Here is a 20,859-nt window from a genome sequence, read left to right as displayed (position 1 = left end):
TCCCGATTCGTCTCACGTATCATTGCTCAGGAACAAAGCTAGAATAAAATACTATTATTACTCAGCACGCTGGTAATTTTCTACCTTGATTTCGGCAATTGTACCTGCGGGTTGGCCAGGTTTATAGCTAATAGTACCTCCAATGATGTTGAGGCGGCTTTCGATGTTCCTGAGCCCCAGGCTACCTGTTTTATGGCGGGCGTTTTCCAGGGAATCCAGCAGGAGGCCATTTCCGTTGTCCGCTACCTGTATGCTGAGCAGGGTAGGTGTGGAGCGGTAGTGAATCTGCACTTGTGTAGCCTGTGCGTGTTTCAGAATATTGTTGATGAGCTCCTGTACAACGCGGTAAATATTCAGGGCTTTTTCGGGTTCTACATCATGATGGTTACTTTCTTCCGTGAAATTGATCTGTACCTGTTTATTCCGGTTCATCATGTTACAGAAAGAATCCAGCGCCCGGCTCAGGCCCAGGTTTTCCAGTGCCTGTGGGTGCAGGCTCTGGGAGATGAAGCGCAGGTGCTGGATAATTGTATCTGTAAATTCTTTGGTTTCTTTTAGCTGTTCCTGTTCACCGTTGCCTGTTTTGAGCAAGGGTTGAAGCTGGTTCAGATTGAGTTTGAGTACCGACAGCTGGGCACCTACTTCATCATGCAGGTCTTCTGCGATGCGTTTGCGTTCCAGTTCCTGTCCCTGAAGAATTGCTACCAGTCTTTCTTTCTGCAGTTGCAGATCTTTGTCCCTGATAACGAGTTTGTGCTGGATAACCTGTTTTTGTTGAAATATAACCAGTACGATGACGAGTATCGCCATTGTGAGCATGACTGCCGTACCTATGATAACTACTTCGTAACTGTTCATGACCTGAATGTTTTGGCTTTAAGGAGACCTATATAGATAAGGACTACTTCGGCAAAGCCGCCAATAAAGGTAATGGAAAGCGTAGCATGTTGTATGCTTCTGTCAATTGGAGTACCCTGATAAATATTGTATGCCAGCGATAGCATGAAGTTGGAGCAATGAAAAATAAACAAGCCACTATTATACCAGAAGTTAGGTAAACTATTTACAAAAATGGATTGTTTGACCAGGTCTTCATCCCGCAGCAGTTCCCAAAAGAAGATGACGCTGTACAATAACAGGAAAAAGTTTTGCAACGTCAGGGAGTAAGAATTATAGGTCAGGGGGCCTTCTAACCATATAAAGTCAACAACGGCAAAGCCAAAAACAAGAAAAGCTGCAGCAAGTGCTAATTTTTTGAGGAGTTGGTTTTTAATTACATGATAAAAAAACATGGTAAGAATGAGGAATTGAATAACAGACATGGGGGTAAAAAACCACATGTTATTTCTCGAGAAGAAGGTGATCAGGTGCGTACCTGCTGCAAAAAACACACTGCTGATAAGATAATAAAAAATCCATCTGCCGGTCTTATCGAGAATATTGAAGTTCATGATAAAGGGGATCAAAAGTAAAAATTCGACCCCCTCCATGATGTAAAATGTAATCAGATATGAAATCACCTGTCTATTGGTTTAAGCGGTTCCCTGATCAGGGCAATTTGTTGGGCATGGTAACCCTCTGTCGAGTGCTGCGAATTCGATGGGAGCAGCAGCGCCAGTCTGGAGGTTCTGCAGATTCTGCATCTTGGCAGCTTTTGAATCTTTGTAATGTACGTTGTGACCTTCGTGATTAACTGCATAAATGACCATCTTCTTCAATTCTTTTTCAGGATGATCATGGTCGTCACCGAAGTAAATGCGCAGGCCGATGATGTCTTCCTGGCAATCAAGTAATTGTTGTAGTTTTTCTTTACCGAAGAAGTAGGCCTGAATGAAGTCAGGGTCGTGTGGATCTTTCTGACGCTTTTTGTTGCAATAGTTGTCCCTTAAACGTTTTGCTTCGTCATGGTGAATGAATCCACCTGCATCGGGTGTGAAATTTGGTTTAGTTGTACTCATACGACTGCTGTTGTTTTAATTGGCGGTAAAATTATTACAAATAATCACTTTTCAAAGCTGTGTCTGGTATCCCATTTTAGTAGCATGAGTATGTGTACTTTGCAACTATCTGGTTTATAATCATTTTGTTACGTGTTAAAAAATGGTTGTGTTTATATCTCATCTAGCGTAGGCTTCCCAAAAAATGCGTAGAACTACGTATTCTAAAAACAGCGTATTACAACGCTTGACTGTAAAATGACACTTTTTAATCTTTGCATTGTGGGTAATGGCTATCCCCACAATGCGAGCAAGCATCGACGGGCCTTTCTTCCCAAAGTTTGTTCATTCCTAGTAAACATGCAGAGAGACCAAAACATGATTTGAGTTTGAGGTATACCGGGTTGACCCCAATTTTTTAAATTTACAACTATGTGTTACCTTCTAATCGGAAACATTTCTGCATTGATCTCGGCTGAAAGTACTGAACCTTTAGTAAACGCCCGGATCAGGGTGTATTTGCCTGATGGGCATGATTCAAATAGGTACCCCCATAAAAATATATTTAGTGGCCCCAGGCAGTTAACCCTATCAGAGGTGTTGAATAAGCAGGATCGGTTATTGGCAGAAACGGCCCTGGATCGTTATGGCAATTTCAGTCTTAGCTGGGAACAACTGCATTTATTCACGGAACCTTTAGAGTTGGACATCTGCCTGCAGGGGATGCCTGAGGAAGCGGGTGAAAAGATGGTAACACATTACCATCTGAGTACGCTGGTACCTCAATGGAAGCATTCATTGCAGCGGTATGTAGCCGCTTATGCTTATGTTATACCGGTTGAAAGCTGGGCACAGATCCGAGCCAGCTATGGTACGTGGGTGATTGCCGGAATAGTAAGGCGCCCACATGATAAAGAGGGACAATCACAATTGAGAGTAGAAGCGTACAATGCAGGTAACCACCGAATGCTGGCTTATAGCAGCACAGATGATCGGGGGCGTTACCAGATCAGATTCAGCAGAAAGCAACTGTCCGGTGGGCAGTTGCTTGGCCCCGATGTGTATTTTAAAGTGTATAGAGATAAGCGGCTGGTGTGGGAAGAACAGGCGGAAGTGGCGGCGATGCCAGGAAGGAGAGCAATTGATGCCTGTAGCGTGATTAATATCACCATGCAGGTGGGAAGTGTGAAAAAGGCAGTGCGGTGGCTGGAGCGGTTGGTAGGATAAAAAAGACTAAGATAAAAAGCCTGTATCAGCAAGATACAGGCTTTTCTATTTGTATACGTTATGGAAAAAGTAATCTTTTAATACTATCCTCCGGACGTAATTTTATTGCTGATACTTCGTCTTTACAATCAGAAGTTCGTGTTCAGGATCGCAGATGACCGGGTAGCATTCGCAAAGTCCATCGGCACAATGCCATACCGGCCGGATGTATGGGTAGAAAAATAAGTTTCAATCTGGGGGTTGATTGAACCGGATACGGAGGTGATACTAGGGATACCAAAGATCAAAGGTTTATACCCGCTGGTATAATTAATATACAATATACTGTTGCTGTTTGTACTTGACTCAGTCCACATGGCCGTGACATTGCTCCACTTGGAAGAGTTATCATTTACGATATAGTTGTCCTGGATCTTCAAACTTGCGTTACCGTTATTGATAGTAAAAGTCGTGTTGTCTGCCCAGCTGGTAGCATCAATCCCTTTTGGTGTAGTGCTGGCCGAAAAGCGACGGAGTAATACGATCTTACCTCTTACATCTCCTAACTTAGGTACAGTTGCGCCCAGGACGATATTACCGTATTTCGAGACATAAGTATCAAAGGTCTGTTCGAAGGTACGTGTGTTGTTGCTCGCGTCATATTCTTCCTTTACACTCATTACAATGACTTCTTTCGGGTGATTGGTGAGGAAAGTTTTGCAGGCAGTCAGTACATCATCGAAGTTCAGGTTCTGATAGATCGCTCCGTGATGAATGGCAAAAGCATTGTCGATGTGCCTGCAGCGAATATCCAGGTAGCGGATACCTGCTTCCAGTTGATCTGCGATAGAGAGATCCTGGCATTTTGCAGTACCGGATACCGGCTCTACGCGTGCACCGCTGTCGTGGGTACCGGGAATTGAGATCGCTGCAATGTTGGTATTGTCTGCTAACGCCGACATCCAGCTATTGGATGCTACAGTGGCAGCAGCAGCGGTATTTGTAGCCGCTACAGTGTTTTCCAATTTAGGCGCAGGGAGATCCTGTTTAGAACAGCTGAACAGGACGAGGGATAACAGCATGGTTACAGGTACATGCAGAAGGTTTGATGCTTTCATTTCGATTTGTGCGTTAATTTCAGGCAATAGGAGTGCTAACGCATGCATTGTACAGATCTGTGGAGACTGACAGTGTAAACGTATAACAGTTTGTAGGTTTTGAATTACAGCTGCAAAATAACGAGCTTATTGATATGTTGTTTATGAGAGTTGTATCATTAACAAAAGGGTAATGTGTTTATTAAAAAACAGCGTCGGAAATAAGGTGTTTTCTAAAACAAAAGGGGTATGTTTCTCATAAAAAAAGTGGGGAAGAGGTCTTTTTGGGATAACAAAAGTGTGATACTCTTTTTGAAAATTTAAGCGGAATTTAATCGGCCTTTCATATAGTGTGATACCCTTATGCGCTACCTGTAACCTAAAACCTTGGATGGAACCGTTGCAATGTATCTCTCAAAAATTCCCGGTCCAGGTGTGTATAGATCTCCGTCGTCGTAATACTTTCATGGCCCAGCATTTCCTGTACTGCACGCAGATCAGCACCACCTTCTACCAGGTGTGTGGCAAATGAATGGCGGAATGTATGTGGCGACACCTGTTTTTCTATACCCGCTTGAGCTGCCAGTTCTTTAATTACCAGAAATATCATCACCCTTGTGAGTGCACTACCCCGTCGGTTCAGGAAAAGGATATCTTCCTGTCCGGGTTTACAAGGCATATGCACCCGTACTTCGTCCTTATAGATATTGATGTATTTAATTGCATCGCGACCAATAGGCACCAGTCTTTCCTTATCTCCTTTACCTACCACGCGTATAAAACCTGCATCGAAATGTAACCTGGAAATCTGTAAGCCTGTTACCTCACTTACGCGTAGCCCACAGCTGTACATCGTTTCCAGGATGGCGCGGTTACGCGCACCTTCAGGCGTACCCGTTTTAATCTGTGCGATGATCAGTTCTATTTCTTCGAAGCTGAGTACATCGGGGAGCTGCCGTTTTGTTTTAGGCGCTTCCAGTAATTGCGTAGGATCCTGCCTGACGATGTCTTCCAGGAGTAAGTATTTATAAAAGGCTTTGATACCGGAGATGATACGTGCCTGTGAAGTAGCTGTCATACCTAATGTAGCGATCCACTGTACACAGGCCTGCAGGTGCGAACGCTCAATCTGATCGGGTGGGAGGGGGGTATTGGCGCATTGCAGGTACTGCACCAGTTTCTCTACATCGCGGAGATAGGCTTCAATAGAGTTACCGGAGAGGGAGCGTTCGAGTTGCAAATAAGCTTTAAATCCTTTCAGATAGATATCCCACATACCTGCAAGTTAAATAAAACTATCAAAGCGGGCAGCCGACCATTTTTTAAGCCGGTAGCCGCTAAAAAAAGAGCGCCCTGTATCGGATACAGGACGCTCTTTTGGAATATCTGAATTAGCTTAGAATTTTTCCAGGCCAGAGAAGAAGAAGTTACCTTCGATCTCAGCATTCTCGTCGGAGTCAGAACCGTGAACCGCGTTACGGCCGATAGACTCAGCATAAATTTTACGGATAGTACCTTCTTCAGCGTTTGCCGGGTTAGTAGCACCGATCAGTTTGCGGAATTCTTCAACAGCGTTATCCTTTTCCAGGATAGCTGCTACGATATGACCACTGCTCATGAAATCAACCAGTTCACCATAGAAAGGTCTTTCTTTGTGTACTGCGTAGAATTCGCCTGCTTTCTGAGCAGACAGTCTGGTCATCTTCATCGCTACGATGCGGAAGCCAGCTTCGTTGATTTTGTTCAGGATACCACCGATATGACCGTTTTCTACGGCATCCGGCTTGATCATTGTAAAGGTTCTGTTGTTAGCCATAATATATTGAGTAACTAATTAGCGGATTTTGCGCGCAAATGTAACCAGATTTTGGGCAATCAGAAAAAAAAAGCGCCTGATAGTGCTCACAGACAGAAAAAAAGAGCGGTTTCAGCTGCTAAAACAGGCATTTAGCCTGAAATTTTACCCTTCAGTAGGGAATTTTAAATCCTCCTCCCAAAAATTTTGAAATTCTGCGCTAATTAGAGAACTTCGCACTTCATTTTTCGGTAAAAACAGTTACATTATATTATTAATATAAAATGAAGAGGATCGAGGAAATTAAGCCTTTGCTGGAAGCCCCTAAAAGAGTGGTAATCACGATGCATCAGAAACCCGATGCAGATGCAATGGGAAGTTCTCTGGCCTTGTACCATTATCTGAAGCAGAAAGGGCACAACGTAACTGTTATTTCACCTACCAATTTTCCGGACTTCCTGAATTGGATGCCGGGTTCACAGGAAGTGCTGGATTTCGAATCTTCGCAGGATAAGGCAATGAAGGCATTGGAGGGCGTGGAATTGCTGTTTTGCCTGGATTTCAATGCTTTGTATAGAACCAAAAACATGGAGCCGTACCTGGCTGCCCTGAACTGTGCAAAAATACTGATCGACCATCATCTGGAGCCTCAGCCTGTGTTTGACTATGGTGTGAGCGACACGACCGCAGCTTCTACCGCATTGTTAGTGTATGAAACTATACATAAAATGGGAGAAGAGCGTTATATTAACGATGCCATGGCACAGTGTATCTATGCAGGTACCATGACAGACACCGGTTCGTTCCGTTTTGCCTCCACATCATCCCGCGTTCACCGTATGGTGGCTGATTTGCTGGATCATGGTCTGAATCATGAGCTCATTCACCAGGCGATTTATGACAATTTCCTTGAAAACCGTCTCCGCTTCCTGGGCCATAGCCTGCTGAACCGGATGGAGGTATACTATGAGTACAACACCGCAATGATAGCAATACCGTATACTGATCTGAAGCGTTTTGACCTGCAAACGGGCGATACGGAAGGTGTGGTGAACTTTCTGCTCTCCATCCAGGGCATTAAGATGGCTGCACTGATCATTGACCGTCACCAGGAAGTAAAGCTGTCGTTCCGTTCCAAAGGCGACTTTGACGTGAATACCTTTGCGCGTAAATATTTTGACGGTGGCGGCCATTTCCATGCAGCCGGTGGTCATAGTTCTGATACCCTCGATGTAACCGTACAGCGTTTCGTTGATGCGATCGCTGAAAATGAAGAAGCATTACAATAAGTCATTCAATCCTACTAATACAGTCAAATGAAAAAGAACAATCAGTTGTTAGTTGCAGCATTGGGCCTGTTGCTGGCCTCCTGCGGTGGCGGTGGTCATAAGAAGACAGCCGGTGGCGTAGATTATATCGTTCATAAATCAGGCAGTGGTGCGCAGCTTAAAGAAGGTGACACCGTACTGATGAACATTATCCAGAAACTGAACGATTCCACGCTGGCTACTTCCCGTGAAAGAAGCGGTGGTGCGCCGGTTCCGGTGCTGATCCAGAAATCTTCTCAGAAATGGGACCTGATGGACGGTCTGGCATCTCTGCACGAAGGCGATAGCGCTACCTTTGTGATTCCTGTGGATTCCCTGCCTCAGCCACGTCCTCCTTTTGCTAAGAAGGGTGACAAGCTGAACGTTACTTTCGTAGTAGTGAGCAAATTCTCCTCTGCTAAACAATTGGCAGAAGATCAGAAACTGATCAAGGAGTATACTACTAAGAACAACATCCAGGCTACTCCTAACGCTGAAGGTGTTTTTGTTGCAACTCAGGTAGCTGGTACAGGCGAACAGCCTCAGCCAGGTGATACCGTTGTGGTGAACTACACTGGTAAACTGCTGAACGGTAAAGTTTTCGATTCCTCCGTTGATTCTACTATCAACCCAGGTAGAAAGCTGGAACCTATCCGTTTCCCAATTGGTAAAGGTTATGTAATTAAAGGCTGGGATGCTGGTATCGCTTCTCTGAAGAAAGGAACCAAAGCGACCCTGATCCTGCCTTCCGGTCTGGGTTATGGCCTGCAGCCTACTCCGATGATCCCTTCTAACTCCGTACTGGTGTTTGATGTGGAACTGCTGGATATTAAGAAACCAACAGCTGCGCCAGCTGCTCCGGCTGCACCAACAGCTGCTCCGGCTAAGAAGAAATAATTAATGACTTCTTATAGTAAAAAAGCCTGTATCGACAGATACAGGCTTTTTTTGTTGGGGAAGTACCTGATAAGGACACGCATCGTTTTTATCAGATTCCCATAAGTTATTTGATGAATCATACATCCTCCTGATGGAAATACAACAGGAGCCTGCTCTCTTCTATCCTGTATAGCCATCTACCAGCACTTCGTACAACTTACTCTTCAGGTCTTCCAGTGATACATCCTGTATCAAATGCCCGTCTTCAGCGTAGGAGATCGTGCCTCTTTCCTCCGAAACGACAATGGCAAGATTATCGCTGTGCTCTGTGATACCTACAGCGGAGCGGTGCCGGAGGCCAACCTGCAATGGAAGATTAGGATTTTCTGATACGGGAAGAATTACCTTGGCCGCCAGGATCTTATTTCCTACGATGATGAGTGCGCCATCATGCAGCGGGCTGCCTTTGCAGAATATACTTTCCAGCAGTTTAGCATTGATATTACTATCTAAAGAGATACTGGAAGCAGTATCGAATTTTACACGATAAGAATTGGACAATACGATGAGCGCACCTGTAGACGTTGCTGCCATGCGGCTTACAGCGGTAACAACTTCGTCGATGATATTTTCTTCTTCTTTATAGCTTTTAAATTTATCAGGTAAGAAGAGCTTCGTAAAGAAGCTATCCTTGCTGAGGGGGGCTTTTTTGCCTAATACCAGCAGGAACTTGCGGATCTCAGGCTGAAAGATGATAATAATTGCGATCAGGCCAATATTGATAAAGTTCTGAAGGATCAGGGTAAGGATGGGCATGTGCAGCAGCTCAACCATGAAGTAGGCAAAATATACCATGAGCAGGCCAACAAATATATTGAATGCCAGGCTGCCTTTGAGCAGGCGGTAGAGCTGTATCACCAGGAAAATTACAATCGCCAGGTCAAGAACGTTTAACCAGTTGTAACGGTATCCGTAAAATTGAAACAAGTCATCCATAGATTGTAAAAATAATGAATATTAATAGATATGGTTTAAATAGGATGCTGCCATCTTGCATGGAACAGGCAGCACGAATTGGTATTGTAGTAAGCAGAGATATTAGAGACCTTTCATATACTGATGGATTGTTACTGCTTCCATTGCAGCCTTTACATCGTGGACCCGTAAGATGTGTGCGCCGGCCTGTAAAGAGAGTGTATTCAACACCGTTGTACCATTCAGCGCCTCTGCTGGTGTATTTCCCAGCAATCGGTAAATCATCGATTTTCTTGAAATGCCAATCAGTAAAGGACAATCCAATATATGAAAAGCATTCATATTTTTCAAAAGGGTGTAATTGTGGGTCAGGGTCTTCCCAAAACCGAATCCCGGGTCAATAATAAGATCTTTAATGCCTGCCTGTAAGCAGGCCGCCTTTTTCTGAATAAAATAGTCCAGTACCTCGCGGGTTACATCGTTGTAGTGTGGTTGGTGTTGCATACTTGCAGGAGTTCCCTGCATATGCATGGCAATATACGGCGCTTTTGTAGCGGCAGCTACAGCAATCATATCCGGGTCCATGTCGCCGGCACTGATATCGTTGATGATGGCGGCTCCGGCTTTCATACATTGCTCCGCTACCTTTGCATAGAAGGTATCGACAGAGATGATGACCTCCGGAAACCGATCCAATAGTGCCGTGATAGCCGGTATCAGCCTGTCAGTTTCCGTGTCCTCGCCTACCATTTCAGCGCCGGGCCGGGTGCTTTGTGCCCCTATATCCAGTATCTGCGCACCTTCTGCCAGGTGCTGCGCTGCCTTATCAAGTATCGCATCCAGCTGTTTTGTGCGACTATCAGCAAAAAAAGAGTCATCAGTGATATTGATGATCCCCATCACCACCGGGGTGGCTGACAGATCCAGTAATTTGCCTTTACAGTTAATAGTACTCATAATTGCCATTCCTCCTTTCCATTTATCCTGTTTGCGTATTATTGATTATTTTGCCATGCAAATTTAGCTATAAAGTGGTGATGTGCCGGCAGGTAACTTCGCACAATTAAATTTAATTATTCATGAAATTTCTCCTTAACCTATTAAGAATCATAGTGGGGGTGTTGTTTATCTTTTCCGGGTTGATCAAAGCAAACGATCCTTTAGGCCTGAGTTATAAGATGGACGAGTTTTTTGAAGTACTGCACCTGGGTTTTATGTCGCACTACTCGCTGGTATATTCAGTGGCCATGAATACATTCGAGATCGTGTGCGGGGTGGCTATCCTGATCGGGTACCGGATGCGCCTGTTCTCCTGGCTCATCTTACTCCTCATTGCGTTCTTTACTTTCCTGACAGCTTATGCACTGTTCAGTGGCAGTGTACGTGAGTGCGGCTGTTTTGGTGATTGCATCAAGCTTTCTCCTGCAGAAACTTTCTGGAAGGATGTGGCATTACTGGTAATGATCCTGGTGATCTTCGCCTATAGAAATAAAATTCAACCCTTATTCGGAACGACGGCCAATGGTGGTTTGATGTTGTTGTCACTGGTGCTCTCACTGGGCATTCAGTGGTATACACTGGCGCACCTGCCTATCGTTGATTGCCTGGGGTATAAAATAGGTAATAATATTCCGGAGAAGATGAAAATGCCGCCGGGCTCACATCCCGACGTGTTCGAAACAGTGTTGATCTATAAAAAAGATGGTAAAGAGAAGGAGTTCACAACAGAGAATTTCCCATGGAATGACAGTACCTGGGTGTATGTAGACAGAAAGGACAAGTTGATAAAGGAAGGCGATGGAGAGCCGCCGATCAAAGATTTCTCCCTGACAGACTTTGATGGTGGCAATCAGACCGAAGCGATATTGTCAGAGACAAAGCCGGTGTACCTGTTCCTGGTCAGGTATGTGAATGAAGCAGGTAAAGGCTGGGATGATAAAATACATGCGTTGCAACAGCAACAGGCAGCCGGTAAATGTTATATTTATGGAGTGACAGCTTCTACAAAAGAAGAGGTGGATAGTTTTGTGAAAGCCCACGGATTACAGTTCCAGTTCCTGAATATGGATGGTACAGCCATCAAGACGGCCGGTAGAAGCAACCCTTGTTTGATCCTTTTAGAAAAAGGAACGATTAAAGGGAAGTGGCATTACCATGATATACCATAAGTATGTTGAGATTTCTTCTACGGAAAATAAGTTACGGAATACTGGTGCTACTCGGTGTAGTGGCACTGGTATTTTTTTTATTTAATGTACTGCCAGGCGATCCGGCGCGGTTAACGCTGGGACAACGGGCGGACGTAGCTTCGCTGGAGAATGTGCGGAAGGAGTTGCACCTGGATAAACCGGTGGCCGTACAGTTTCTCCTGTACCTGAATGACCTGTCGCCGGTTGCCGTACATGACAGGGTAGAGGCAGAAAGTTCATTGCATTACCTGTCTTTGCTGCATTTAAGTGGGGATCGGTTGCTCGTGCTGAAGACCCCTTATTTAAGAAGGTCGTATCAGGGGAAAAAAGATGTGTGGGAAATGCTGACAGAGGCATTGCCCGGTACATTGGTCCTGGCAGTAGCAGCTATTTTGTTTGCTACCGTAGCGGGGATTGGATTAGGGATCTTATCAGCAGTAAAGAAAGATACGTGGATGGATACCGGTGCTGTGTTTGCAAGTGTGGTAGGTATTTCAGCGCCATCGTTCTTTATGGGAATTGTATTGGCCTATATGTTTGGATTTGTATTGAGTGATTATACGGGACTGCATATGACGGGGAGTTTGTTCGATTATGATGCTTTTTCGGGCAGAACGCTCACCCTGCGAAACCTGATTTTGCCCGCGATCACATTGGGTATCAGGCCACTGGCAATCATTGTGCAGTTGACCAGGGGAGCCATGCTGGATGTATTGCACCAGGATTATATCAGAACTGCGTATGCCAAAGGGGTGCAGAAGCGGACGGTGATTTTCAGGCATGCCTTGCGGAATGCACTGAACCCGGTGGTGACAGCGATTACGGGATGGTTTGCGGAGTTACTGGCAGGGGCATTCTTCGTGGAGTATATCTTTGGTTGGAAGGGAATCGGTAAGATGACGGTAGATGCCCTGGAGAAGTTTGATTTCCCGGTGTTAATGGGCGCCGTCTTGTTTACGGCAGGTATTTTCGTGGTCATTAACCTGTTAGCAGACTTATTATATAGTGTCATTGATCCGAGGATTAAGTTGTAAATCAAAGCCCTATAGGGCTTTTTTTGTTTTAGGGCAGTTTGTGCATCCAAAGGGCCCCGCAAAGGGGTGACACGCGAGAAAAAATTTTTTGAAACTTTTGTAACAAACTATTCCGCGAGTCGTCTTCCTTATATAAACGCCCTGGTATAATATATGTCTCTTGCACTATTTGAATCACAAGTCGTCCCGGTCAGGCAAAAGCTCTATCGCTTTGCTTACCACCTGCTGGGAAACGAAGAAGACGCAAGAGATATCACCCAGGATGCGATGATGAAGGTTTGGCAGCAAAAAGACCGCATGGCGGAGCTGCAGAACATGGAGGCATGGTGTATGCGGATTGTACGCAATCTGGCTTTGGATAGGCTAAAATCCAAAAAGCACCGCAGATCTGAAGATTTGGATAAGGCTGTCGAAATAGCTGTCACACACCAGGATAATCCTCACGAGGCGGCAGCCAGGCAGGATGTCATGAACAGTGTCCACCGGATCATGCGGGCATTGCCGGAAAAATACCGTACTATTATGCAATTGCGTGATATAGACGGTCACACTTACCAGGAGATCGCAGAGATCCTGGAGATAGACCTGAACGAGGTGAAGGTGAATCTGCACCGTGCCCGTAAATCAGTACGTGAACAATTACAAAAACTGCAAGTGTATGGAGTATAATGAGATCAGAGAATTGCTGACCCGCTATTGGGAAGGGGAAACTTCGCTGGAAGAAGAGGCATTGCTACGCAGTTTTTTTGCTGAGCATCAGCAGGGTTTACCTGTAGATTTGCAGGAGGCTGCGGGGCTGTTCGGATATTTTGTGGCGGAGACCGGGAGAGCGGTGCCCGCATTGGAGGAGATACAGGATATGCCGGGATTTGAGGCGCAGCGGACAGTTGTTGTCAGGATGCATGCCCGCCCTTATCAACACTGGATGAAATATGCGGCAGTATTGCTTCTGGGAGCAGGACTGGTGTACAGTGGCCACCAGTTTAAGATGAAGCAGGAGCAGGGAAATGAGAACAATATGGCAGCTGCGCTGAACAAGGTAGACACGTACGAAGATCCGAAAGAAGCGTATACGGCCACAAAGAAGGCATTGGAGCTGTTGGCGAAGAACCTGAATAAGGGAACGGCGCAGGCGAAGAAGATATCTTACTTCAATGAGGCGACAGAGATTATCAAAGCGGATTAACAGCGCATCAGAACTGTCAAAGAAAGCGTGTTAAATTTTAATAGCCCAAAGCGATTGAAATTTTAAACACAAACAAAATGTAACAAGCCAAATCCGGCCATTCTAATTCCTTAAAAATAAAACTTAGACAATGAAACGCTTATGTTTATTGCTGTTGCTATTAACAGCAGGTACGGGCCTGTTTGCCCAACAGGTAAGTGTGATCGACCGTTTTTTTCAGAAGTATGAAAACGACCAAAGCTTTACGCTGGTCAGTGTCACACCAAAGATGTTCTCCATGTTCAGCAAGTTTGATACGAATTCTGCTGAGGGGAAGAGCTTCATGACAATAGTTAAGAAGCTGAAAGGACTGCGGGTCCTTGTAAAAGAGAATACAAAAGAGGGTAGCAAGCTGTATCAGGAAGCGGCCTCCCAGTTGACGAGAGAGTACGAAGAGCTCATGACTGTACGCAGTGAAGGAGAGCTTGTAAAATTTATGGTCAAGGAAAACAGCAAAGGGAATATCGCAGAACTGGTAATGCTGGTAGGAGGAAAAGATGAATTTGTGGCGATGAGTCTCCTGGGTGATATCGACCTGAATGAGATCAGCCAGATAGCCAATGATATGAATATTGGCGGGATGGACAGGCTGAAATCTTTGAATAAGAAAAGCACTATGTAATTGATTTTTAAAACAACCCTTTATGAAACATTGCCTTGTATTGTCTCTCGTAGCATTTCTATTTCTTAGCGGTAGTACACAAGCGCAGGATCGTCTGCTCAAGCAGTTCTACCATGCTCACCGGGGTGTAGCCGTAACATTTAAAATGGGGGTAGGCAGGATACCGATGCGTTTTGTCGCCAACCTCATACCCAATGATAAGAATAATGGAGCGGCAGATGCAAAGATGCTTTTTTCCAGGATTCAAAAGATCAGGATCTATGCCATGGAAGGACATGATGGACCTATACCCACCGAAGACCTGCTCAAACTAAAAAAGAAACTGATTGAAAAAGAGCACTTTGATGTACTGATGGAAGTAAGGGATCAGGGAAATTTCGTACATGTATTGAATAAGGGAAGTGATGATGAACTGGGGAATGTGGTGATATTGGTACAGGACGAGAAGGATATTGTGATGGTGCATTTGCATACCAGTCTGAAGGTAAATGATATCAATATGCTGATCAATGAATTTAATACGAAAACAAAGACAACGGCAAGTTTATAAGTCCATTTAACCCGGTTAGAGAACATTAGTTGACAGCTAATGTTTTCGCCGTTTTGAGCAACTTTCGTGGCGTTAAGGGAGCTTCGAAATAATTGTCCCTCTTTCTCAAAATATAAGACAAAAAAAATGATCCTCATCGGATCATCACGTCAAGTTAAACAGATAGCGGGAAATTTTACCGGATCACCACTTCTCTTACGACAGGTTCACCCAGCATTTCGTTCACCAGCTTGATAATCTTATCTTTTGAATAGGAGAGTTCCTGCTTCAGCGGTGCTACATTGGTAGAAATCAGCAACTTCCCATCTATCAGCTGAATACCTTCGGTATACCTGGAGATTGTCTTACCCATGATTTGTTCCCAGTTCTCTCTGATCCGTACTTCTGTAAGCCGGGGTTTCATTCGGCTTTTATCCATAAAATCTCTGAGGGCATCTCCCATTGTCGTAATACCGTAGCGCATGATGCAAAGATACGGATTACTCCATCTCTACCAATTGAAAACCTGCTTCTTTTTCTTTAAATGCATCCATTAATCTTGTTGCGTGTGTATCAGTGATAAATACCTGCCCGTAATCAGTGCTGCTTACAAGCTGTATCAGTCTTGAAACCCGCTCCTGGTCAAGTTTTTCAAACACATCGTCGAGCAAAAGCAGGGGTGCAAAGCCTTTATGTTTTCTAATCACTTCATACTGCGCAAGTTTCAGTGCAAACAAAAAACTTTTGCGCTGACCCTGCGATGCGCTTGTTTTCATAGCATGGTCATCCAGCAGGAATAGCAGATCATCTTTGTGTATGCCACCGGTAGTGCGTTGCATGACAGTGTCCTTATAGCGATTGGCATGGAGCAGTTGTGCAAAAGATTGCTCATGGAGGCCACAGAGGTATTGTATGTTCACGACTTCATGCTGGCCGGCGATATAATCATATAATGATTGTACCTGTTGTATAAATCCCGGTAAGAATTTTTTGCGCCATTCATAGATCGGCGTACCATGCTGAATGAGCTGATCGTCGAAAACGTCGAGGAGCATATCCTGTCCTGCGGCAGGGGGGGCTTTGAGCAGGCTGTTGCGCTGCTGTAAGATTTTCTGATAGGTAATGAGGTGATCGAGGTAGCCGGGGTGTAGCTGGCAAAGCAGGGCATCGAGCCATTTGCGGCGTTCCTCGCTACCGCCCAGAATGATCTCAGCATCGTCAGGGGCGATCATAACAGCCGGAAATTTGCCGATATGCTGGGAAAAGCGTTCGTAAGGCTCATCGTTGAGGGCAATATCTTTTTTGCCGTCTTTGACGGTGCATACGATATGTTCTTCGTGCCCATCTTTATCGAGAAATGCGTCGATCCGGAAACCATTGGTGTGATACTGGGTATTTTGGGCTTCGCTGCTGGTAAAGTAGCTTTTGGTGAAGCAGAGGTAGTAGATGGCATCCAGGAGGTTGGTTTTACCCGAGCCGTTGCGTCCGGTAATGCCGACGATCCGTTGTGAGAACCGGTGATCTGCCCGGGTATAGTTCTTAAATTGTACTAATGTTATCTTTTTGAGCGACAGCAAATTATATTTTTTTTAACCCCTGTATAGCAGGTGCCTATTATATTATTATGGTATGTATTTCCAGCAAAGTTGCAAAGTATTTAGTTTTTAGGATTTTCCTGTTATATTTGCGGACAAATTAAGAAACAGTGGCTACAAAAACAGACGTAAAGACGAAGTTCACCAAAGAGACGTATTTGTACTGGTATGAATTGATGCTCTTGCTGCGCCGCTTTGAGGAAAAAGCCGGCCAATTATATGGAATGCAGAAGATTCGTGGTTTTTGCCACCTGTACATTGGACAGGAAGCGATTGCTGCGGGTTGTATAACTGCAACTAAACCGGAGGATAAATTCATCACTGCTTACCGTGATCACGCGCTGGCGATTGCTAAGGGTATGTCTGCGGATGCTTGTATGGCTGAACTGTATGGTAAAGCTACAGGTTGTTCCAAGGGTAAGGGTGGTAGTATGCACTTTTTCTCTTTAGAGCACAACTTTTTCGGCGGTCATGGTATCGTGGGCGCTCAGATTGGTACCGGTGCGGGCCTGGCATTTGCTGAGAAATACAAAGGTACTGACAACGTAGCAGTTGTCTTCTTCGGAGATGGTGCTGCCCGTCAGGGTATGCTGCATGAGACCTTTAACATGGCCATGCTGTGGAAACTGCCAGTAATTTTCATTTGCGAAAATAACATGTACGCGATGGGTACTTCCGTAGAACGTACTTCCAACGTACTGGATATCTATAAGTTAGCTAACGCTTACGACATGCCGAGCGATACGATCGACGGTATGAGCTGTGAAGCGGTGCATGAAGGTATGGAAAGAGCTGTAAAGCGTGCGCGCACCGGCGAAGGTCCTACCTTACTGGAAATCAAGACTTACCGCTACCGCGGTCACTCCATGAGTGATCCTGCTAAGTATCGTACTAAAGAAGAGGTAGAAGAATACAAAGAAAGAGATCCGCTGAACGTGGTACTGAAGACCATTCAGAAAAACAAATGGGCTACAGATGCAGAGATCGAAGCTATCACAGAGAAGGTTAAACAACAGGTTGAGCATTGCGTAGAATTTGCAGAAAATTCTCCATGGCCTTCTGATGATGAGCTGCTGAAGGATGTATACACCCAGGAAGATTATCCTTTCATTGTTGACTAAGTGATATTTAATAGGTTAGCGGTCCCGTCCGTGCATGAATTGGCGCGGCAGATTCGCTAACCTTTTTTATATTTGCGGGAATATGGCGATCAGGCCGTACCTGTACCCTAACAAGAAATAACAATTTAACGATCACAATTACAATGACCGAAACAAAAAATAAGGCCGCTGAATCTGCTTCTGCTCCTGTAACTAAGGACTTCGACTTGCAAAACTCTGTACACAAGGCTGAAGACTTTTATTTCAAGAACAAGAATGTCATCAACATTGCCCTCCTCGTTATCGTTGTGGTGATAGGCGGTACATTTGCCTACAACAAATTCATCAAGGCGCCGAATGAGAAGAAAGCAGCGGATATGGTATTCCACGCACAGAAAGCTTTTGAAAAAGATTCATTTAACCTGGCTCTGAACGGAGACGGAAACAATGATGGCTTCTTACAGGTAATCAACAAATACGGCAGCACTAAAACCGGTCAATTGTCAAAATATTATGCTGGTCTTTGCTACGTGAAAATGGGCAAATTCCAGGAAGGCATCAACATGCTGAAAGACTTCAATGCAGGTGATCAGCTGGTACAGGCTATGGCTTATGGCGTAACCGGTGATGCTTATATGGAACTGAAGAATACTGAAGAAGGGATCAAATATTACAAGAAAGCTGGTCAGTACAGCAACAACGATTTTACTGGTCCAACCTACCTGTTCCGTGCAGGTGTAGCGCTGGAATTAGCCGGTAAGAACGACGAAGCGATCTCCATCTACAAAGAGATCCGCGAAAAATATCCTCAGTCAAACGAAGGCCGCGAGATGGATAAGTATCTGGCCAGACTGGGTGTAGTTAGAGAATAATTTCGGAAAAGGGGCAAACTACATATTGTGGAATATTTTCGTAATGGTGTATGCACCCTCCCGGTAGAATATATTCAATATGTCAATACATAATCAAAGTTTATTGGACGATACTGGCATTCTCGGAATTGAGGATGCCAGTGTTGTTATAGTGTATACCGAATGGAATGATACTGTCATCAACGAGTTGGTGGCTGGCTGTGACAAGACACTTGCACAGTACAATATATCCAAGGTGGCTAAAGTAAAAGTACCGGGGGCATTTGAACTGCCTTTCGCTGCGAAACAATATTGGGAGCATACCCAGGGTACAGGTGCACAGCCTGGCGCCATTATTGCATTTGGTTGCGTGATCCGTGGGGAGACCCCACATTTCGACTACGTTTGTAAGGGTGTTACGGAAGGGTTGATGCAACTGAACCTGGAACTACCGGTACCCGTTATCTTCGGAATTCTGACGGTAGATAATATGGAACAGGCGGAAGAAAGGCTGGGTGGTAAACACGGACATAAAGGTGAAGAAGGTGCACTGACCGCGCTGAAAATGATCAGCATGATGCGGAAGTTGCAGCAGAGCAAGTAAATTTCCCGTAGCTTAGTGCTACTTATAAAGACAAAATCGATGAACGTTCAGCTTTTTATCCCCTGCTTTGTAGATCAGTTATTTCCCGAAACAGCCTTCAATATGGTCAAAGTATTGGAGAAACTGGGTTGTAATGTAAGTTACAATGCAAATCAAACCTGCTGTGGGCAACCTGCTTTTAATGCAGGGTATTGGGATGAATCAAGGGCTGTGGCGACCAAATTTCTAAAGGACTTTCACACTTTTGATTATATCGTAGCACCCAGTGGTTCCTGCACGGGGTTTGTACGCAATTATTACGGAAAGCTGTTCGACAACTCTGCTGCTCACAATGATGTAAAACTGTTGCGCAAGCAACTGTATGAGTTTACAGAATTCCTGACAGAAGTACTGCATGTAACCGACCTGGGAGCCACGCTGAATGGCCTGGCCACCTATCATGATTCCTGTGCAGCACTGAGAGAATGTCATATCAAACAGGGGCCAAGGAATCTCTTGAACAAGGTGAAAGGACTGGAACTGACAGAGATGAACGAGTGTGAAACCTGCTGTGGTTTCGGGGGTACTTTTGCAGTGAAATATGAACCTATTTCTATTGGAATGGGTGAGCAGAAAGTGCACAATGCAATTGCCACAGGAGCAGATTATCTGATATCTACCGATCTTTCCTGCCTGATGCACCTTGATGGGTATATCAAAAAGCACAACCTGAATATTAAAACCATGCATATTGCCGATGTACTGGCGAGTGGCTGGTAATTAAATAAAAACGGTGTCTGAATTTTGATGCTACGCCCTCTGTGGAAGAGAGGCGGGTAATTTTAAAATTTTCTTTTGATGAATTATTGGTTAGTTAAGTCAGAGCCATTTAAATATTCCTGGGAACAGTTCGTGAAGGATGGAAAAACCTTTTGGGACGGGGTAAGAAATTACCAGGCCAGGAATAATATGAAGGCGATGAAGAAAGGGGACCAGGTGTTGTTTTACCATAGTAATGAAGGATTGGCAGTAGTGGGGATCGCAAGGGTGGCGAAGGAATCGTATCAGGATCCAACCACGCCTGATCCGAATTGGGTAGTAGTAGACCTGCAACCCGTGAAGGCTTTCAAGGAGCATGTAACACTGGCGCAAATGAAAGCAGAGAAGCGATTGGAGAATTTCCAGTTGATCAGGCAGGGGAGGCTTTCAGTATGTGCGGTGACGGAAGAAGAGTATAATACCATCCTGGAAATGGGGGGTATGAAGAAATAAAGAAAAAAGGGCTTTTGCGAATAGCAAAAGCCCTTTTTCTTTACATGGCTGCGGCCCTTGCCGCCAATGCCTTTTTATGTTCCATTTCCCGTTGATGCCGGAATACACTTTTTGTAACAAAATATCCCAGCGAAGCACCTACCCATACGTCACTACTCCAGTGCCTGATCTGGTACATTCTCGTTGCACCTGTGGCTATTGCAATACCATAGGTCACCCAGGGTACCCAGGGATGTTTCTCTCCATAGATCTCTGCCAGTGCTGTTGCCACTGTAGTCACCGTATTCATATGCCCGGATGGGAAAGAAGTATGTTCCTTGTTCATGGTGAAGGGCCGGTTGTACTCAAATGGAGAATCGAAGTAAGTAGGACGACCACGACGAATCACAGATTTGGCAGTTGTGTACAGCAATGTTGAAATGAGTAATGACTTTGCCGACATCAGTCCTGCATTTTCCAGTTTACGATCTTTCGCTATTACACCGGCGAGGTACATACCTCCAATCAGATAGGGAGAATACGCATTACCGAAAGGTTCGATCTGTTTTGTGACCGCATTCCATCCGCTGGTATGGTTGCGGAGCAGGAACTGCTTTACTTCATAGTCTGCTGTTGTCATCAGGATACCCGCTCCACCTACTACGATACCCAGGCGCTCCCCCC

Annotated in this window: 25 protein-coding genes; 14 read left to right on the top strand and 11 right to left on the bottom strand. The window is 44.9% G+C overall.

The features are described 5' to 3' along the window. Positions 1-57: 57 nt before the first annotated feature. From ABDW33_RS27530 to ABDW33_RS27520, 3 genes are all read right to left on the bottom strand, one after another. Positions 58-858 carry a histidine kinase gene (locus ABDW33_RS27530; RefSeq protein ID WP_343693324.1) on the bottom strand — a complete coding sequence of 267 codons (801 nt, stop codon included), beginning with the start codon at positions 856-858 and terminating at the stop codon, positions 58-60. Then, complete coding sequence (locus ABDW33_RS27525) at positions 855-1,451, bottom strand: hypothetical protein (protein WP_343693323.1); 597 nt, start codon at positions 1,449-1,451, stop codon at positions 855-857. Before ABDW33_RS27525 ends, ABDW33_RS27530 begins: the two co-directional genes overlap by 4 nt. Before the next feature lie 81 nt (positions 1,452-1,532). Continuing rightward, on the bottom strand, positions 1,533-1,958 hold the full coding sequence (locus ABDW33_RS27520; protein ID WP_343693322.1) for a hypothetical protein: 426 nt from the start codon (positions 1,956-1,958) through the stop codon (positions 1,533-1,535). Positions 1,959-2,534: 576 nt separating this feature from the next. Here ABDW33_RS27520 and ABDW33_RS27515 point away from each other — a divergent pair. Beyond that, positions 2,535-3,164, top strand: coding sequence for a hypothetical protein (locus ABDW33_RS27515; RefSeq protein WP_343693321.1), 630 nt, complete (start codon positions 2,535-2,537; stop codon positions 3,162-3,164). Positions 3,165-3,292: 128 nt separating this feature from the next. Here ABDW33_RS27515 and ABDW33_RS27510 read toward each other — a convergent pair whose 3' ends face one another. The 3 genes from ABDW33_RS27510 to ABDW33_RS27500 all read right to left on the bottom strand — a co-directional run bounded on the left by ABDW33_RS27510 (position 3,293) and on the right by ABDW33_RS27500 (position 6,056). Beyond that, entirely contained in the window at positions 3,293-4,261 is a 969-nt protein-coding gene (locus ABDW33_RS27510) for a phosphatidylinositol-specific phospholipase C (protein WP_343693320.1), read from the bottom strand. A gap of 358 nt (positions 4,262-4,619) precedes the next feature. Continuing rightward, a complete protein-coding gene (gene xerD / locus ABDW33_RS27505; protein ID WP_343693319.1) occupies positions 4,620-5,516 on the bottom strand; it encodes a site-specific tyrosine recombinase XerD in 897 nt (298 codons plus the stop codon). A 120-nt stretch (positions 5,517-5,636) separates the two neighbouring features. Continuing rightward, positions 5,637-6,056, bottom strand: a complete 420-nt coding sequence (locus ABDW33_RS27500) for a nucleoside-diphosphate kinase (protein ID WP_083729068.1) — start codon at positions 6,054-6,056, stop codon at positions 5,637-5,639. Positions 6,057-6,319: 263 nt separating this feature from the next. Between ABDW33_RS27500 and ABDW33_RS27495 the strand changes: the two genes are divergently transcribed. Together ABDW33_RS27495 and ABDW33_RS27490 are read left to right on the top strand one after the other, a co-directional pair. Continuing rightward, positions 6,320-7,324, top strand: coding sequence for a DHH family phosphoesterase (locus tag ABDW33_RS27495; protein ID WP_343693318.1), 1,005 nt, complete (start codon positions 6,320-6,322; stop codon positions 7,322-7,324). A gap of 27 nt (positions 7,325-7,351) precedes the next feature. Beyond that, positions 7,352-8,239, top strand: coding sequence for an FKBP-type peptidyl-prolyl cis-trans isomerase (locus ABDW33_RS27490; protein ID WP_343693317.1), 888 nt, complete (start codon positions 7,352-7,354; stop codon positions 8,237-8,239). Between the two features lie 162 nt (positions 8,240-8,401). Here the strand turns inward: ABDW33_RS27490 and cdaA are convergent, their stop codons facing one another. Beyond that, positions 8,402-9,217: a diadenylate cyclase CdaA gene (gene cdaA, locus ABDW33_RS27485; protein ID WP_343693316.1), complete on the bottom strand. Its 816-nt coding sequence runs from the start codon at positions 9,215-9,217 to the stop codon at positions 8,402-8,404. Between the two features lie 102 nt (positions 9,218-9,319). Beyond that, positions 9,320-10,153, bottom strand: coding sequence for a dihydropteroate synthase (gene folP, locus ABDW33_RS27480; RefSeq protein ID WP_343693315.1), 834 nt, complete (start codon positions 10,151-10,153; stop codon positions 9,320-9,322). Positions 10,154-10,275: 122 nt separating this feature from the next. Here folP and ABDW33_RS27475 point away from each other — a divergent pair, with 122 nt between their 5' ends. The 6 genes from ABDW33_RS27475 (at position 10,276) to ABDW33_RS27450 (ending at position 14,816) form a co-directional block, all read left to right on the top strand. Continuing rightward, positions 10,276-11,364 carry a BT_3928 family protein gene (locus ABDW33_RS27475; RefSeq protein WP_343693314.1) on the top strand — a complete coding sequence of 363 codons (1,089 nt, stop codon included), beginning with the start codon at positions 10,276-10,278 and terminating at the stop codon, positions 11,362-11,364. A gap of 2 nt (positions 11,365-11,366) precedes the next feature. After that, positions 11,367-12,419 carry an ABC transporter permease gene (locus ABDW33_RS27470; RefSeq protein ID WP_343693313.1) on the top strand — a complete coding sequence of 351 codons (1,053 nt, stop codon included), beginning with the start codon at positions 11,367-11,369 and terminating at the stop codon, positions 12,417-12,419. 153 nt (positions 12,420-12,572) lie between these two features. Then, a complete protein-coding gene (locus tag ABDW33_RS27465; protein WP_343693312.1) occupies positions 12,573-13,088 on the top strand; it encodes an RNA polymerase sigma factor in 516 nt (171 codons plus the stop codon). Next, positions 13,078-13,605 carry a hypothetical protein gene (locus tag ABDW33_RS27460; RefSeq protein ID WP_343693311.1) on the top strand — a complete coding sequence of 176 codons (528 nt, stop codon included), beginning with the start codon at positions 13,078-13,080 and terminating at the stop codon, positions 13,603-13,605. The genes ABDW33_RS27465 and ABDW33_RS27460 overlap by 11 nt, the downstream gene beginning before the upstream one ends. Positions 13,606-13,735: 130 nt before the next feature. After that, complete coding sequence (locus tag ABDW33_RS27455; RefSeq protein WP_343693310.1) at positions 13,736-14,266, top strand: DUF4252 domain-containing protein; 531 nt, start codon at positions 13,736-13,738, stop codon at positions 14,264-14,266. A 22-nt stretch (positions 14,267-14,288) separates the two neighbouring features. Next, positions 14,289-14,816 (top strand): DUF4252 domain-containing protein, encoded by a 528-nt coding sequence (locus ABDW33_RS27450; protein ID WP_343693309.1) that lies wholly within the window; start codon positions 14,289-14,291, stop codon positions 14,814-14,816. 175 nt (positions 14,817-14,991) lie between these two features. On the opposite strand, the gene ABDW33_RS27445 is transcribed toward ABDW33_RS27450, so the two are convergent. Together ABDW33_RS27445 and recF are read right to left on the bottom strand one after the other, a co-directional pair. Further along, the gene (locus ABDW33_RS27445; RefSeq protein WP_146969126.1) at positions 14,992-15,279 is read right to left on the bottom strand and encodes a DUF721 domain-containing protein; all 288 of its coding nucleotides are present in this window, start codon (positions 15,277-15,279) and stop codon (positions 14,992-14,994) included. A gap of 16 nt (positions 15,280-15,295) precedes the next feature. After that, positions 15,296-16,372: a DNA replication and repair protein RecF gene (gene recF / locus ABDW33_RS27440; protein ID WP_343693308.1), complete on the bottom strand. Its 1,077-nt coding sequence runs from the start codon at positions 16,370-16,372 to the stop codon at positions 15,296-15,298. 128 nt (positions 16,373-16,500) lie between these two features. On the opposite strand from recF, the gene pdhA reads away from it, so the two are divergent. From pdhA to ABDW33_RS27415, 5 genes are all read left to right on the top strand, one after another. Beyond that, positions 16,501-17,511, top strand: coding sequence for a pyruvate dehydrogenase (acetyl-transferring) E1 component subunit alpha (gene pdhA, locus ABDW33_RS27435; RefSeq protein WP_343693307.1), 1,011 nt, complete (start codon positions 16,501-16,503; stop codon positions 17,509-17,511). Between the two features lie 143 nt (positions 17,512-17,654). Next, the gene (locus tag ABDW33_RS27430; protein ID WP_343693306.1) at positions 17,655-18,362 is read left to right on the top strand and encodes a tetratricopeptide repeat protein; all 708 of its coding nucleotides are present in this window, start codon (positions 17,655-17,657) and stop codon (positions 18,360-18,362) included. Between the two features lie 79 nt (positions 18,363-18,441). Then, positions 18,442-18,945: a 6,7-dimethyl-8-ribityllumazine synthase gene (gene ribH, locus ABDW33_RS27425; RefSeq protein WP_343693305.1), complete on the top strand. Its 504-nt coding sequence runs from the start codon at positions 18,442-18,444 to the stop codon at positions 18,943-18,945. Positions 18,946-18,984: 39 nt separating this feature from the next. Next, the gene (locus ABDW33_RS27420) at positions 18,985-19,704 is read left to right on the top strand and encodes a (Fe-S)-binding protein (RefSeq protein WP_343693304.1); all 720 of its coding nucleotides are present in this window, start codon (positions 18,985-18,987) and stop codon (positions 19,702-19,704) included. Positions 19,705-19,782: 78 nt separating this feature from the next. After that, positions 19,783-20,196 (top strand): EVE domain-containing protein, encoded by a 414-nt coding sequence (locus ABDW33_RS27415; RefSeq protein ID WP_343693303.1) that lies wholly within the window; start codon positions 19,783-19,785, stop codon positions 20,194-20,196. Positions 20,197-20,236: 40 nt separating this feature from the next. On the opposite strand, the gene ABDW33_RS27410 is transcribed toward ABDW33_RS27415, so the two are convergent. Beyond that, positions 20,237-20,859 (bottom strand): phosphatase PAP2 family protein (locus ABDW33_RS27410; protein WP_343693302.1); only part of this gene is annotated, 623 nt, incomplete at its 5' end.

It is taken from the genome of Chitinophaga sp., from assembly GCF_039596155.1.
Lineage (GTDB): Bacteria > Bacteroidota > Bacteroidia > Chitinophagales > Chitinophagaceae > Chitinophaga.
This window is presented reverse-complemented; position numbering and strand designations above follow the sequence as displayed.

Bases quoted from the DNA above. Each gene is read 5' to 3' on its own strand.
- ABDW33_RS27530 (WP_343693324.1), bottom strand. From the start codon at position 858: ATGAACAGTTACGAAGTAGTTATCATAGGTACGGCAGTCATGCTCACA.
- ABDW33_RS27525 (WP_343693323.1), bottom strand. From the start codon at position 1,451: ATGAACTTCAATATTCTCGATAAGACCGGCAGATGGATTTTTTATTAT.
- ABDW33_RS27520 (WP_343693322.1), bottom strand. From the start codon at position 1,958: ATGAGTACAACTAAACCAAATTTCACACCCGATGCAGGTGGATTCATT.
- ABDW33_RS27510 (WP_343693320.1), bottom strand. From the start codon at position 4,261: ATGAAAGCATCAAACCTTCTGCATGTACCTGTAACCATGCTGTTATCC.
- xerD (WP_343693319.1), bottom strand. From the start codon at position 5,516: ATGTGGGATATCTATCTGAAAGGATTTAAAGCTTATTTGCAACTCGAA.
- ABDW33_RS27500 (WP_083729068.1), bottom strand. From the start codon at position 6,056: ATGGCTAACAACAGAACCTTTACAATGATCAAGCCGGATGCCGTAGAA.
- ABDW33_RS27495 (WP_343693318.1), top strand. From the start codon at position 6,320: ATGAAGAGGATCGAGGAAATTAAGCCTTTGCTGGAAGCCCCTAAAAGA.
- ABDW33_RS27490 (WP_343693317.1), top strand. From the start codon at position 7,352: ATGAAAAAGAACAATCAGTTGTTAGTTGCAGCATTGGGCCTGTTGCTG.
- cdaA (WP_343693316.1), bottom strand. From the start codon at position 9,217: ATGGATGACTTGTTTCAATTTTACGGATACCGTTACAACTGGTTAAAC.
- folP (WP_343693315.1), bottom strand. From the start codon at position 10,153: ATGAGTACTATTAACTGTAAAGGCAAATTACTGGATCTGTCAGCCACC.
- ABDW33_RS27475 (WP_343693314.1), top strand. From the start codon at position 10,276: ATGAAATTTCTCCTTAACCTATTAAGAATCATAGTGGGGGTGTTGTTT.
- ABDW33_RS27470 (WP_343693313.1), top strand. From the start codon at position 11,367: ATGTTGAGATTTCTTCTACGGAAAATAAGTTACGGAATACTGGTGCTA.
- ABDW33_RS27465 (WP_343693312.1), top strand. From the start codon at position 12,573: ATGTCTCTTGCACTATTTGAATCACAAGTCGTCCCGGTCAGGCAAAAG.
- ABDW33_RS27460 (WP_343693311.1), top strand. From the start codon at position 13,078: ATGGAGTATAATGAGATCAGAGAATTGCTGACCCGCTATTGGGAAGGG.
- ABDW33_RS27455 (WP_343693310.1), top strand. From the start codon at position 13,736: ATGAAACGCTTATGTTTATTGCTGTTGCTATTAACAGCAGGTACGGGC.
- ABDW33_RS27450 (WP_343693309.1), top strand. From the start codon at position 14,289: ATGAAACATTGCCTTGTATTGTCTCTCGTAGCATTTCTATTTCTTAGC.
- ABDW33_RS27445 (WP_146969126.1), bottom strand. From the start codon at position 15,279: ATGCGCTACGGTATTACGACAATGGGAGATGCCCTCAGAGATTTTATG.
- ABDW33_RS27430 (WP_343693306.1), top strand. From the start codon at position 17,655: ATGACCGAAACAAAAAATAAGGCCGCTGAATCTGCTTCTGCTCCTGTA.
- ribH (WP_343693305.1), top strand. From the start codon at position 18,442: ATGTCAATACATAATCAAAGTTTATTGGACGATACTGGCATTCTCGGA.
- ABDW33_RS27420 (WP_343693304.1), top strand. From the start codon at position 18,985: ATGAACGTTCAGCTTTTTATCCCCTGCTTTGTAGATCAGTTATTTCCC.
- ABDW33_RS27415 (WP_343693303.1), top strand. From the start codon at position 19,783: ATGAATTATTGGTTAGTTAAGTCAGAGCCATTTAAATATTCCTGGGAA.